A 12,784-nucleotide genomic window follows, 5' to 3' on the forward strand; every position below is an offset into this window, starting at 1 on the left:
CGGCGTTCGCGGCCCGAGAGCGTCGGCCGGACAGACGCCTTGCCGAGGCGGGGGAACCGGACGCAGGATCAAGAGGTGGACAGACCGTCGCAGCACCCACCCGAACCGGCAGGACACGACGCCGCGGAATCACCGCTGAGCTTCCCCGTCGAGGCCCCGCGGCCGGCCGGGCCGGAGCCGGGAGCGGGAGCGCCGGGGGAGTCGCGTTCTGCCGAGGTGCCGCCGCAGGGGGAGCCGCTGCAGTTCCCGGTCGAGCCGCGGCCGGCGGGTCCCGAGCTGGGCGCCCCGGTGTGGCCGCGCGAGGTGCCGCAGGCCGGTGAAACGTTCGCGCCGCCCGTCGCCGAGCCACCGCCCGGCATGCCCCACCCCGGCGCGCCCCACCCCGCGCAGCTCCCGTTCCCCGTCGCCCAGCTCCCCGGCACCCCCGTCGCGCCCCCACCGGCCCCTGAGCCCCCGCAAACCCCCGCCCCGGCCCCGAACCCCCTCCTGCGCTTCCTGCCGCCCCTCCTCGCCCTCACCGCCGCCCTGATGACCGCGCTCGGCGCCTTCCTCCCGCTCTTCCTGATCCGCCAGAGCTTCGGCCCGGTCCAGCGGTTCCTCGACGCCCAGCTGACCGTCACCGAAACCGCGTGGGGCAGCTCCTTCGAAGTCCCCGGCCAGGAGGTCACCGACCAGACCGGCTCACCCGTCGGCATCCCGCTGCTCCTCGCGGTCGCCGTGCTGGTCGCCGGGGCGCTGGCCACCTTCGTTCGGCCTGGACAGGGGCGGTGGCTGGTCGCCGGCGGGGCCGTCTTCGCCGCCGGGGTGGTCCTCACCGTCGGTATGGACGGCATCGGGTGGTCCGTCGCCACCGGTGGCGAGAGCCTCGACGTCACCCTCGGCCCCGGGATGTGGCTGCTGATCGGCGGGACCGTCGCCGCGGGCGCCGCCGCCGTGCTGGCCTGCCTGCCGCGGCGGGCACCCGGCTGGGCCGATCCGGCCGTCGCCTACGCCGACACCCCGACCCCGCCCTCCGGCGTCGCCATCACCGTCCTGCCCCCCGAAGAACCCGAAGCGCCCGGCGAGCCCGAAGCGCCCGGTCAGCGCGCCGACGGACGGCTCTGACGGGGGACAGCTGATCCACATCTGTCAAGGAATACGGCCAAGACGGCGATGTGGATCAACCCGCCGGAGCAACCTTGGTACGGAAAACGCACACGGACTGCGGACACGCCCTGTGAAGCTGTTAGAGTCGGCGACACGCTTCGGGACGAGTGTGCCCCGAAGCGTTCCTGGCTTGCGTGCCAGTAGTGCTGTGTGTTCCTGCCGGCCCCGTGCCGGCCAAGCCGATCGTCGGTTAGGACAGCCGACGACGCCGAGGAGGTCCCCCGCGTGCTCAGCGCCTTCCGCTCGGCTCTCGCGACGCCGGATCTACGCAAGAAGATCCTGTTCACGCTAGCCATCGTCGCGGTTTACCGAATCGGTGCGACCATTCCGGCGCCCGGCATCTCGTACGGTGCCGTACAGGCTTGTAGCTCACAGGCGCAGCAGGAGGGCGTCTACCAGCTGCTGAACCTGTTCAGCGGCGGTGCGCTGCTGCAGCTGTCGCTCTTCTCGACCGGCATCATGCCGTACATCACGGCGAGCATCATCATCCAGCTGCTCACCGTGGTCATCCCGCGGTTCGAGGAGCTGAAGAAGGAAGGGCAGTCCGGCCAGGGCAAGCTGACCCAGTACACCCGGTACCTGACGGTCGCGCTGGCGATCCTGCAGGCCACCGGCGTGGTCGCGCTCGCGGACCGCAAGCAGCTCTTCCCCGACTGCCAGTCGCCGATCATCCCGGACAACAGCGTCTACTCGCTGGCCATCATCGTCATCACGATGACCGCGGGCACCGCCGTCATGATGTGGCTGGGCGAGCTGATCACCGAGCGCGGTGTCGGCAACGGCATGTCCGTCCTGATCTTCCTGAACATCGCCGCGCGCATCCCGGTCGAGGGCGGCAACATCCTCAGCAACGCCGGTGGCCTGGGCCTGGCGATCGTCTGCGTCTTCGGCCTGGTGATCATCGCCAGCGTCATCTTCGTCGAGCAGGGGCAGCGCCGGATCCCGGTGCAGTACGCCAAGCGCATGATCGGCCGCCGGATGTACGGCGGCACGTCGACCTACCTGCCGATCAAGGTCAACCAGGCCGGCGTCATCCCGGTCATCTTCGCGTCGTCCCTGCTGTACCTGCCGGACCTGATCAGCCGCCTCGTCGGCGACCAGAACAGCAACTCCGGCTGGCAGGTCTTCATCAAGAACTACATCGTGAACCAGTCCAGCTGGGTGCACATCGCGCTGTACTTCGGCCTGATCATCTTCTTCACGTACTTCTACATCACGATCACGTTCAACGTGGACGAGCGTGCGGAAGAGATGAAGAAGTTCGGCGGGTTCATCCCGGGCATCCGCCCGGGCCGCCCGACGGCCGAGTACCTCAGCTTCGTCCTGGGCCGGATCACCCTGCCCGGCTCGCTGTACCTGGGCATCATCGCGATCCTTCCGAACTTCTTCCTGTCGGTGACCGGTAGCGGGAACAACCAGAACTTCCCGTTCGGTGGCACGGCTGTGCTGATCATGGTCGGTGTCGGCCTCGACACCGTGAAGCAGATCGAAAGCCAGCTGATGCAGCGCAACTACGAAGGGTTCTTGAAGTGACGCGCCTGGTTCTCGTCGGCCCGCCCGGTGCGGGCAAGGGCACGCAGGCGGTGGCCCTGTCCGAGCAGCTGCGCATCCCGCACATCTCGACCGGTGACCTGTTCCGCGCGCACGTCGGCCAGGAGACCCCGCTGGGCCAGGAGGCGAAGCGCTACCTGGACTCGGGTGAGCTCGTGCCCGACTCGGTGACCAACGAAATGGTCCGCGAGCGGCTGGCCGAGCCGGACGCCAAGATCGGCTTCCTGCTCGACGGCTTCCCCCGCAACACGAAGCAGGCCGAGGTCCTCGGCGAGATCCTGGGCGACGCGGACGTGTCGCTCGATGCGGTGATCCAGCTGCAGGTCCCGGAGGACGTCGTCGTCGGGCGGCTCATGTCGCGCGGCCGCGCGGACGACACCGAAGAGGTCATCCGCCGCCGTCAGCAGATCTACGTCTCGGACACGGCGCCGCTGCTCGAGTACTACGCCGACATCCTGGTGACTGTCGACGGGGTCGGCAGCGTCGAAGAGATCTCCGGGCGGGTGCTGGCCGCCCTGCGCGACCGCACGTGAACCTCGGAGGACTGCGTGTTCTGCAAGTGCTCCGGCGCGGACGCATGATCGAGGTCAAGACCCCGGACGAGCTGCAGGCGATGCGGGCGGCCGGCCTGGTCGTCGCCCGCACGCTCGCCGCGGTCCGCGCCATCGCGAAGCCGGGTGTCAGCACCGCCGAGCTCGACGAGCTGGCCGAGCAGACGATCCGGGACGCCGGCGCGGTGCCGTCGTTCAAGGGCTACCACGGCTTCCCGGCGTCGATCTGCGCGTCGGTGAACGAGCAGATCGTGCACGGCATCCCGGCGAAGACCCAGGTGCTGGCCGACGGCGACATCATCTCCGTCGACTGCGGCGCGATCCTCGACGGCTGGCACGGCGACTCCGCCGTCACGCTGGCCATCGGCCAGGTCGCCGACGCCGACCTCGCGCTGTCCGCGGCCACCGAGGCGGCGATGTGGGCCGGCATCGAGGCGGTCGCCCCCGGCGGCCGGCTCACCGACATCTCCTTCGCCGTCCAGTCCGCCGCCGAGCGCGCGGGCCGCGACGACGGCATCGACTACGGGATGATCCTCGAGTACGGCGGCCACGGCATCGGCCGCCAGATGCACATGGACCCGTTCCTGCCGAACGTCGGCAAGCCGGGCAAGGGCCCGCGGCTCAAGCCGGGCATGGCCCTGGCCATCGAGCCGATGCTGACCGGCGGCGGCGGCGAGACCCGCGAGCTGGACGACGGCTGGACCGTGGTCACGGCCGACGGCTCCCGCGCGGCCCACTGGGAGCACACCGTCGCGATCACCGAAGACGGCCCCTGGGTGCTCACCGCCCCCGAGGACTCCTGACCTGCGCATTCACCCACAAGTGGTGATCGCCGTCACGTCCACCTGCACGCGCCTTTAGCATGGTCACCCCCGGTTTGGGGGTCGCGACACGACATGCGTACACTGTCAAGTCGGCGCACTTATCGCGCCCGGATCCTGCGCGCTCGTGAATTCACGGTCTCTAGGGGAACCGGGCACCAGTGTGCCACGCAACACCCGACCCAGCACTAGTGCTCGAGTTGATCAGGTGTGGCGACAGACGATACCGACAGGGAAAAGCGGAGGACATGGCGAAGAAAGACGGGGCCATCGAGGTCGAAGGCCGCGTAGTCGAGCCGCTCCCCAACGCGATGTTCCGCGTCGAGTTGGAGAACGGTCACAAGGTCCTGGCTCACATCAGCGGCAAGATGCGGCAGCACTACATCCGCATCCTGCCGGAGGACAGGGTTGTCGTGGAGCTCTCGCCCTACGACCTCTCTCGTGGTCGCATCGTCTACCGCTACAAGTGATCACGAAGAGCAGCTAACAGCAGGAGAGCAGAAGACGTGAAGGTCCAGCCGAGCGTCAAGAAGATCTGCGACAAGTGCAAGGTGATCCGCCGTCACGGCCGGATCATGGTGATCTGCGAGAACCTGCGGCACAAGCAGCGGCAGGGCTGATCGCCAAGCACTCGAGCAGAGTGGATTGACGGCTACACAACCTCCCCGCACCTGCCGGGTCACGCGAGTGAACCGGTTCACCCCCGGACTTCAGGCCGGGGCTGGGACACCCGAGGCGCAAGCCGAGGGCACGACAGGCGAGTCGGTCCCGGAACCGGACGGGGAGCAGACCTGAAGATGAATTCAATGAAGGAGCATCAGCGCCAATGGCACGACTCGCTGGCGTAGACCTCCCCCGCGAGAAGCGGTTGGAGATCGCGCTTACCTACATCTACGGCATCGGCCGTACCCGCTCCAAGCAGCTCATCAAGGCTGCCGAGCTCAACGCGGACACCCGCGTCAAGGACCTCAGCGATGACGACCTCGCGAAGCTGCGTACGTACATCGAAGAGAACTTCAAGGTCGAGGGTGACCTTCGCCGTGAGGTGAACGCCGACATCCGTCGGAAGATCGAGATCGGGTGCTACGAGGGCCTTCGCTGGCGCCGCGGACTTCCCGTCCGTGGTCAGCGCACGAAGACGAACGCCCGCACCCGCAAGGGTCCGAAGAAGACGGTCGCCGGCAAGAAGAAGGCTGGCAAGAAGTGAGCGTCCAGGGCAAGAAGGTCGTGCAGATGGGTGGCGTTCAGCGCCGCGGCTCGGCTTGTGTCTCGCCCAAGGCGCTCTACGCCCGCCCGATGGCGCTCCGCAACCTGTACACCGACGCCGGTTCGATCATCCGGCGCGGCCAGGCCGAAGCGGTCGCCGCTCACCAAGAGAACGCGCGCTAACAGGAGAACCCTCAGAACATGCCACCGAAGTCTCGTACTGCGGCCGGGGCCAAGAAGGTCCGCCGCAAGGAAAAGAAGAATGTCGCGCACGGTCACGCGCACATCAAGAGCACCTTCAACAACACCATCGTCTCGATCACGGACCCGACCGGTGCCGTGATCGCGTGGGCGTCGAGTGGTCACGTGGGCTTCAAGGGCTCGCGCAAGTCCACCCCGTTCGCCGCGCAGATGGCCGCCGAGAACGCTGCCCGCAAGGCCGCCGAGCACGGCATGAAGAAGGTCGACGTCTTCGTGAAGGGCCCGGGTTCGGGCCGCGAGACGGCGATCCGCTCGCTGCAGGCGGCCGGCCTCGAGGTCGGCACCATCCAGGACGTGACCCCGCAGCCTCACAACGGCTGCCGCCCGCCCAAGCGGCGCCGGGTCTGAGGAACGGGGAGGAGTAAGAAGAAATGGCTCGTTACACCGGCCCCGCGACGCGTATTTCGCGTCGCCTCAAGGTTGACCTCATCGGCGGCGACCAGGCTTTCGAGCGTCGCCCCTACCCGCCGGGCCAGCACGGCCGCGGGCGCATCAAGGAGTCCGAGTACCTCCTGCAGTCGCAGGAGAAGCAGAAGGCTCGCTACACCTACGGCGTTCTCGAGCGTCAGTTCGTCCGGTACTACAAGGAAGCCGTCCGGCGTCCGGGCAAGACCGGTGAGAACCTGCTGCAGATCCTCGAGTCCCGTCTGGACAACGTGATCTACCGCGCCGGCATCGCCCGCACCCGCCGCCAGGCGCGTCAGCTGGTGAGCCACGGCCACTTCGTGGTCAACGGCCAGAAGGTGAACGTCCCGTCGTTCCAGGTCACCAAGTGGGACATCATCGACGTGCGCCCGAAGTCGATGGGCATGCTGCCCTTCGTCGCGGCGAAGGAGTCCTTCGGCGACCGCCCGATCCCGGCGTGGCTGCAGGTCGTCCAGTCCAACCTCCGCGTGCTGGTCCACCAGCTGCCGGAGCGTGCGCAGATCGACGTTCCGGTTCAGGAACAGCTGATCGTCGAGCTCTACTCGAAGTAGTCCGGCCCTGTCGGACAGGGCGGCGGCGCGACAGGTGCGCCGCCGCCGCGCCATCCCTTCGACGTCATATGGCGGGCGTCGTCTGGAAAGGAACTAGGAAGAATGCTGATTTCCCAGCGGCCGGCTCTCGGCGAAGAGACGGTCAACGAGACCCGCTCCCGGTTCACCATCGAACCGCTGGAGCCCGGCTTCGGCTACACGCTCGGCAACTCGCTGCGTCGTACGCTGCTGTCGTCCATCCCGGGCGCGGCCGTGACGAGCATCCGCATCGACGGCGTGCTGCACGAGTTCACCACCGTCCCGGGGGTGAAGGAAGACGTCACCGACATCATCCTGAACCTCAAGGAGCTCGTGGTGTCCTCGGAAGAGGACGAGCCGGTCACCATGTACCTGCGCAAGCAGGGCCCGGGTGAGGTCACGGCGGCCGACATCGTGCCGCCGGCGGGTGTCACCGTGCACAACCCGGATCTGCACATCGCGTCGCTGAACGGCAAGGGCAAGCTCGAGATCGAGCTCGTCGTCGAGCGCGGCCGCGGTTACGTTCCGGCCCTGCAGAACAAGCAGGCGGGCGCGGAGATCGGCCGGATCCCGGTCGACTCGATCTACTCGCCGGTGCTCAAGGTGACGTACAAGGTCGAGGCCACCCGTGTCGAGCAGCGCACCGACTTCGACAAGCTGATCCTGGACGTCGAGACCAAGCCGTCGATCACGCCGCGCGACGCGGTCGCGTCGGCCGGCAAGACGCTGGTGGAGCTGTTCGGTCTCGCCCGCGAGCTGAACGTCGACGCCGAGGGCATCGAGATCGGCCCGTCGCCGCAGGAAGCGGACACCATCGCCGCCTACGCGATGCCGATCGAGGACCTGGACCTCACCGTCCGGTCGTACAACTGCCTCAAGCGCGAGGGCATCCACACGGTGGGCGAGCTCGTCTCGCGCAGCGAGGCGGACCTGCTCGACATCCGCAACTTCGGCGCCAAGTCGATCGACGAGGTCAAGCTGAAGCTCGTCGGCCTCGGTCTCGCGCTGAAGGACAGCCCGCCCGGGTTCGACCCGACCGCGGCGGCCGCCAGCTACGACGGTGAAGGCTGGTCGGAGGGTGTCGGTGGCATCGCCGACGGGATTTCGGACGGCCACGACGATGGCCAGGACTACGCAGAGACCGAGCAGCTCTGAGGCCGTGTGCCTGGACGCTGTGAGCTGAACTAGGAGAACCAATGCCCACCCCTACCAAGGGAGCCCGGCTCGGCGGGTCGTCCGCGCACGAGCGGCTGATCCTGGCCAACTTGGCCACGCAGCTGTTCGAGCACGGCAAGATCACGACCACCGAGGCGAAGGCCCGCCGGGTCCGCCCGCTGGCCGAGAAGCTGATCACGAAGGCGAAGCGGGGCGACCTGCACAACCGTCGTCAGGTGCACAAGGTCGTCCGTGACAAGGACGTCCTGCACAAGCTGTTCGCCGAGATCGGTCCGCACTTCGCGGAGCGTCCGGGTGGCTACACCCGGATCACCAAGACGATGCCGCGCAAGGGCGACAACGCCGCCATGGCCGTCATCGAGCTGGTGGCCGAGAAGACGGTGACTTCGGAAGCCGAGCGCGCTCGCAAGACGAAGTTCGCGAAGGACGAGAAGGCCGCCGCCCCGGCTGCCGAGGAGACCACCGAGGCGCCCGCCGCCGACGAGGCTCCGGCCGAGGACACCGCCGCCGCCGAGACCGAGGCCCCGGCCTCGGAAGACGCGGACGCGGACGCCAAGAAGGACTGACGTCCTGACGGCCGATTCGACACCGGACGAGCCCGCCACTCCCCAGGGGGAGGGCGGGCTCGTTCGTCTGCGCCTGGACGTTTCCTACGACGGCACGGACTTCTCGGGCTGGGCCCGCCAGCCGGGCCGCCGGACGGTCCAGGGCGTCCTGGAGGAGGCCCTGCAGCGGCAGCCGCCGGGCGCCGCGGTGCCCAAGTCCGTGGTCGTGGCGGGCCGCACGGACGCCGGTGTGCACGCGACCGGCCAGGTGGTCCACGTCGACGTGGTGCCCCTTTCCGAGCCGTCCGGCCGCATCCCCGTGTCCCCGGCGGGCATCCCGGACCTGACGCGCATGACGGGCCGCTGGAACCGCCTCCTGCCGGCCGACGTCCGGGTGCTGGGCGCCCGGCTCGCCCCCGAGGGTTTCGACGCGCGGTTCTCGGCGATCCGCCGGCACTACCGCTACCGGGTCTCCGACGCGCCCTGGGGCGTGGACCCGTTGCGCCGCAACGACACTCTTGCGTGGAACCGTCCACTTTCGACGGACGCGATGAACGCGGCGGCGGCGGAGTTGCTGGGGTTGCACGACTTCGCGGCCTACTGCAAGCAGCGCGAGACGGGCACGACGATCCGCGAGCTGCAACGCCTGGAGTGGACCCGGATCGACGACCACCTGCTCGAGGTGCGCGTCTCGGCGGACGCGTTCTGCCATTCGATGGTCCGCAGCCTGGTGGGAGTACTGCTGCTGGTCGGCGACGGCCGCCGCACCGACGGGTGGCCGTCGAAGGTCCTGGAGAGCGGCATCCGCGACAGCGCGGTGGCCCCGGCCCACGGCCTCACCCTGCTGGGCGTGGACTACCCGCCCGACGCCGACCTCGCCGCCCGCGCCGCCCAAACCCGCAACGTCCGCACCTCCCCAGGTCGTGGGGGGGGGGTCGGGGTGGTGGCGACGCAGGAACAACGCCCCGCCCGCGGGCGGGGGGGGTGGGGGGCGTGCGGGGTGGGGTTGGGGCTTGGGCGCGAGTGCCCGCGGGTCCCCCACCCCCCCCCGGCCGCGGTAGACCTCCGGGCGATTAGCGGCGCGTGCGCAGGTAGTCGCCGACCACCGCCGCGCCCAGGCCGTCGAGGTCCGGGGCGATCACCCGGCCGCCCGAGCGGCGGGCGATCAGGTCCACGAACGCCGTCAGGCGCGGGTCGTCACCGAGGCGGAACACCGAGATCGACGCGCCCAGCTTGGCCAGCCGGTCCACTTCGGACAGTGTCTTGTGGAGGGTCCGCGGCTGGGGCGGGTAGTCGAAGACGGCCTCGCCGTCGGGTTCCAGGTGGGCCGTCGGCTCGCCGTCGGTCACCATCAGGACCACCGGCTGGGCGTCCGGGTGCCGCCGCAGGTGCTGCCCGGCCAGCAGCAGCCCGTGGTGGGCGTTCGTGCCCTGCTCCCACGCGCCCTCCAGGCCGACCAGCTCCGGCAGCTCCATCGACTGCGCGTAGCGGCCGAAGGTGATCAGCTGCAGGGCGTCGTTGCGGAAGCGGGTGCTGATCAGCTGGTGCAGCGCCAGCGCCGTGCGCTTCATCGGCAGCCAGCGGCCTTCCTGCACCATCGACCACGACGTGTCGACCAGCAGCGCCACCGCCGCACGCGTCCGGTGCTCGGTTTCGACGACTTCGACGTCCTCGACGTCGAGCCGGACCTGCCGCTCCCCCACCGAAACCGACCGCAGCACGGCGTTGCGGATGGTCCGCGGCACGTCCCAGGGCTGCATGTCCCCGAACCGCCACGGCCGCGACGCGCCGGTGGGCTCACCGGCCGCGCCGGCCGACTCGGTCTCGCGTTCGCCGGTCTTCCCGCGCAGCGCGTTCACGATGTCGGACAGCACCGTCTCGCCGAGGCGCCGCAACGCCTTGGGCGACAACCGGAGCGAGCCGTCGGCGGCGCGTTCGAACAGGCCCTGGCGGCGCAGCTCGCGCTCCAGTTCGGCGAGTCTCCTGGCGTCGACGCCGGCGTCCTTGCCGAGCTGGCGTTCGAGGGACTCGAGGTCGATGTCCTCCAGCCGCGCGCCCGGGTAGGACTGGCCGAGCTGCTCGGCCAGCGCGTCCAGCTCGGCGAGGTCCTGCATGGCCTGGGCGCCTTCCCCCATGCCCAGCGGGTTGTTGCCGCGGAAGCGCGCCGAACCCGTCCAGTCCTCGCCCGGCCGCGCCGCCTGCAGCTGACCGTCCAACCGGGACAGTTGCTGCGCCAGGCGCGGGTCGCCGAAGGCCTGCTGGGTCAGCTCCGCGAGTTCCGCGCGCTGCTCGGCGGACATCGAGTTGAGCATCCGCTGCGCGGCCGCCGACCGCTCGGCGAGCGCGTCGATCAGCTCTTCGACGTTCTGCGGGTTCTCCGGGAAGAACTCGCCGTGCTTGCCCATGAAGTCTTCGAAGCGCTCCTGGATGTCTTCGGCACCCTGGGCGTGCGCGGCGAGCAGGTCGTTGAGGTCGGAGAGCATCTCGTTGATCCGCTCGACGTCCTCGGGCCCGGCGTTCTGCAGCGCCTGCTTCATGCCCTGGAACCGGGACTCCATCAGCTCCTGGCCGAGCAGGTCCCGGATCTGCTGGTAGTTCTCCCGGCCCTGCTCGGACCGCCAGTCGTAGTTCGCCAGTTCGTTGACGGCCGCGGCGGTGCCCGGCGGCAGCGCGTCGAGCTGGGCCTCCCGGAACCGGGCGTCGTCGTCCGGGTCCGGGAACAGGTCGCGGCGCTCGGCGTCGAGGGCCTCCTGCAGCAGGCGCTGGACCTCCTGCAGGGTGCCGTCGAGGTTGTTGCGCCGCTGGATCTGCGACCGGCGCCGCCAGAGCTGCCGGGTCAGTTCGTCGAGGCCCGAGGTGCGGTCGGTGCCGCGCCGCAGCATCTCCTCCAGGGCGGCCCGGGGCGAGGCACCGGCCATGACGTCCCGGCCGATCTCGTCGAGCGCGTCACGCAGGTCGGCCGGCGGCGCCAGGGGGTCCGGCCCGTCGTGCCACGGGCCGTAGGAGTAGCCGTCGGGAAGCGGGACCGCGGTCATCGGCCGTAGACGGTCGTCGCGTCGTCGGAGTCCTTCGCGAGCCTTCGCGACAGGAACAGCGATTCGAGGGCGAGTTCGACGGCGGCCGCGATCCGCCCGGCGGGCTCGTCGGCGGCGACCCCGGCGCGCCGGGCGACCTCGTGCAGCACCGGCAGTTCCGGCAGGGCTTCGAGGACGTCCTTGCCCGGCACACGCTCGCCGGTGGCCACCAGGTGGCCGTCCCCCACCGCGTCGGCCAGCGGCCGCAGGTCCAGACCGGCGAACCGGTCGCGCGCGGTTTCGGCGATCGCCAGGCGCAGCAGGTGCACGAGGTGCTCGATTTCGCGGCCCTCTTCGCCGGGCTCGAACTCGATCTTGCCGCGCAGCACCGACGGGACGGCGTCGAGGTCGACCGGGCGCGCCACCGCGGGCTCCTCCCCGGTCAGCGCCGAGCGCCGCAGGGCCGCGGCCGCCACGGTCTCCGCCGCGGCGACGGCGAACCGCGCCGAGACGCCGGAGCGCTGGTCGATCACCGTGGACTCGCGGAGGTTCCGGACGAACCGGGCGAGCACCTCCAGCAGCGGCTCTCCGACCTCGGCGACGAGGTGGGCCTCCTGCCGGACCACCGCCACTTCCGATTCCACGTCCAGGGGGTAGTGGGTGCGGATCTCGGCGCCGAAGCGGTCCTTGAGCGGGGTGATGATCCGGCCGCGGTTGGTGTAGTCCTCGGGGTTCGCGGTCGCGACGAGCAGGACGTCCAGGGGCAGCCGCAGCGTGTAGCCGCGGACCTGGATGTCGCGCTCCTCCATCACGTTGAGCAGCGCGACCTGGATGCGTTCGGCGAGGTCGGGCAGCTCGTTGATGGCCACGATGCCGCGGTGGGCGCGCGGGACGAGCCCGAAGTGGATGGTCTCGGGATCGCCGAGGCTGCGGCCTTCGGCGACCTTCACCGGGTCGACGTCGCCGATCAGGTCACCGACGGAGGTGTCCGGCGTGGCGAGCTTTTCGGTGTAGCGCTCGGAGCGGTGGCGCCAGGCGACCGGCAGGTCGTCGCCGAGCTCGGCCGCGCGGCGGAGCGACGCGGGCGTGATCGGCTGCAGCGGGTGCTCGCCCAGCTCGGAGCCTTCGATAACGGGCGTCCACTCGTCGAGGAGGCCGGCCAGGGTGCGCAGCAGACGGGTCTTGCCCTGGCCGCGTTCGCCGAGCAGGACGACGTCGTGGCCGGCCAGCAGCGCGCGTTCGAGCTGCGGCAGCACCGTGCGCGAGAACCCGACGATGCCGGGCCAGGCGTCCTCGCCGTGCTTGAGGGCGGTCAGCAGGTTGTCGTGGATCTCCTGCGCGATCGGGCGCGGCTCGTACCCCGCCGCGCGCAGGGCCCCGGCGGTGCGGGGAAGAGCGTCTGGAACAGCGTTCACCCGATCGACGCTACTGCCGGATCGGCGGTGCGTCGACGTGGAGCGGCTCCAGCGTGGGCGCGCTCCCGGCATGCCGGACGGTCCGGTAAAATGGGGCAGTAAA

Annotated in this window: 14 protein-coding genes and 1 pseudogene; 13 read left to right on the forward strand and 2 right to left on the reverse strand. The window is 70.0% G+C overall.

The genetic code is table 11. The annotated features are described in order from the left end of the window. The first annotated feature begins 75 nt into the window (after positions 1-75). From ABZW17_RS03955 to truA, 13 genes and pseudogenes are all read left to right on the forward strand, one after another. Positions 76-1,104 (forward strand): hypothetical protein, encoded by a 1,029-nt coding sequence (locus tag ABZW17_RS03955; RefSeq protein ID WP_354809387.1) that lies wholly within the window; start codon positions 76-78, stop codon positions 1,102-1,104. 267 nt (positions 1,105-1,371) lie between these two features. After that, on the forward strand, positions 1,372-2,679 hold the full coding sequence (secY, locus tag ABZW17_RS03960; RefSeq protein ID WP_004558878.1) for a preprotein translocase subunit SecY: 1,308 nt from the start codon (positions 1,372-1,374) through the stop codon (positions 2,677-2,679). Then, positions 2,676-3,230, forward strand: a complete 555-nt coding sequence (locus tag ABZW17_RS03965; protein WP_354809389.1) for an adenylate kinase — start codon at positions 2,676-2,678, stop codon at positions 3,228-3,230. The genes secY and ABZW17_RS03965 overlap by 4 nt, the downstream gene beginning before the upstream one ends. Positions 3,231-3,274: 44 nt before the next feature. Beyond that, complete coding sequence (gene map, locus ABZW17_RS03970; protein ID WP_354809391.1) at positions 3,275-4,051, forward strand: type I methionyl aminopeptidase; 777 nt, start codon at positions 3,275-3,277, stop codon at positions 4,049-4,051. A gap of 266 nt (positions 4,052-4,317) precedes the next feature. Then, positions 4,318-4,539, forward strand: a complete 222-nt coding sequence (gene infA, locus ABZW17_RS03975; protein WP_004558881.1) for a translation initiation factor IF-1 — start codon at positions 4,318-4,320, stop codon at positions 4,537-4,539. Between the two features lie 36 nt (positions 4,540-4,575). Further along, positions 4,576-4,689: a 50S ribosomal protein L36 gene (gene rpmJ, locus ABZW17_RS03980; protein WP_004558882.1), complete on the forward strand. Its 114-nt coding sequence runs from the start codon at positions 4,576-4,578 to the stop codon at positions 4,687-4,689. A gap of 206 nt (positions 4,690-4,895) precedes the next feature. Continuing rightward, a complete protein-coding gene (gene rpsM / locus ABZW17_RS03985) occupies positions 4,896-5,276 on the forward strand; it encodes a 30S ribosomal protein S13 (RefSeq protein ID WP_004558883.1) in 381 nt (126 codons plus the stop codon). Further along, on the forward strand, positions 5,273-5,458 hold the full coding sequence (locus ABZW17_RS03990) for a hypothetical protein (RefSeq protein ID WP_013222623.1): 186 nt from the start codon (positions 5,273-5,275) through the stop codon (positions 5,456-5,458). Before rpsM ends, ABZW17_RS03990 begins: the two co-directional genes overlap by 4 nt. An 18-nt stretch (positions 5,459-5,476) precedes the next feature. After that, a complete protein-coding gene (rpsK, locus tag ABZW17_RS03995; protein ID WP_004558885.1) occupies positions 5,477-5,884 on the forward strand; it encodes a 30S ribosomal protein S11 in 408 nt (135 codons plus the stop codon). A gap of 23 nt (positions 5,885-5,907) precedes the next feature. Next, a complete protein-coding gene (rpsD, locus tag ABZW17_RS04000) occupies positions 5,908-6,513 on the forward strand; it encodes a 30S ribosomal protein S4 (protein WP_086853095.1) in 606 nt (201 codons plus the stop codon). A 102-nt stretch (positions 6,514-6,615) separates the two neighbouring features. Then, positions 6,616-7,686 (forward strand): DNA-directed RNA polymerase subunit alpha, encoded by a 1,071-nt coding sequence (locus ABZW17_RS04005; RefSeq protein WP_004558887.1) that lies wholly within the window; start codon positions 6,616-6,618, stop codon positions 7,684-7,686. Positions 7,687-7,727: 41 nt separating this feature from the next. After that, positions 7,728-8,273 (forward strand): 50S ribosomal protein L17, encoded by a 546-nt coding sequence (gene rplQ / locus ABZW17_RS04010; protein WP_354809395.1) that lies wholly within the window; start codon positions 7,728-7,730, stop codon positions 8,271-8,273. A gap of 73 nt (positions 8,274-8,346) precedes the next feature. After that, positions 8,347-9,168, forward strand: a pseudogene (truA, locus tag ABZW17_RS04015) (tRNA pseudouridine(38-40) synthase TruA); the annotation flags it as partial. 157 nt (positions 9,169-9,325) lie between these two features. On the opposite strand, the gene ABZW17_RS04020 reads toward truA, so the two are convergent. Together ABZW17_RS04020 and ABZW17_RS04025 are read right to left on the reverse strand one after the other, a co-directional pair. Further along, positions 9,326-11,287, reverse strand: coding sequence for a VWA domain-containing protein (locus ABZW17_RS04020; protein ID WP_354809397.1), 1,962 nt, complete (start codon positions 11,285-11,287; stop codon positions 9,326-9,328). After that, positions 11,284-12,681: an ATP-binding protein gene (locus tag ABZW17_RS04025; RefSeq protein ID WP_354809399.1), complete on the reverse strand. Its 1,398-nt coding sequence runs from the start codon at positions 12,679-12,681 to the stop codon at positions 11,284-11,286. The genes ABZW17_RS04020 and ABZW17_RS04025 overlap by 4 nt, the downstream gene beginning before the upstream one ends. Between the last annotated feature and the right edge of the window lie 103 nt (positions 12,682-12,784).

Source organism: Amycolatopsis sp. NPDC004625 (assembly GCF_040609695.1).
GTDB lineage: Bacteria > Actinomycetota > Actinomycetes > Mycobacteriales > Pseudonocardiaceae > Amycolatopsis.

Coding starts and splice junctions, on each gene's coding strand:
- rpsK (WP_004558885.1), top strand. CDS start 5,477: ATGCCACCGAAGTCTCGTACTGCGGCCGGGGCCAAGAAGGTCCGCCGC.
- infA (WP_004558881.1), top strand. CDS start 4,318: ATGGCGAAGAAAGACGGGGCCATCGAGGTCGAAGGCCGCGTAGTCGAG.
- rpsD (WP_086853095.1), top strand. CDS start 5,908: ATGGCTCGTTACACCGGCCCCGCGACGCGTATTTCGCGTCGCCTCAAG.
- rpsM (WP_004558883.1), top strand. CDS start 4,896: ATGGCACGACTCGCTGGCGTAGACCTCCCCCGCGAGAAGCGGTTGGAG.
- ABZW17_RS04005 (WP_004558887.1), top strand. CDS start 6,616: ATGCTGATTTCCCAGCGGCCGGCTCTCGGCGAAGAGACGGTCAACGAG.
- map (WP_354809391.1), top strand. CDS start 3,275: ATGATCGAGGTCAAGACCCCGGACGAGCTGCAGGCGATGCGGGCGGCC.
- ABZW17_RS04020 (WP_354809397.1), bottom strand. CDS start 11,287: ATGACCGCGGTCCCGCTTCCCGACGGCTACTCCTACGGCCCGTGGCAC.
- rplQ (WP_354809395.1), top strand. CDS start 7,728: ATGCCCACCCCTACCAAGGGAGCCCGGCTCGGCGGGTCGTCCGCGCAC.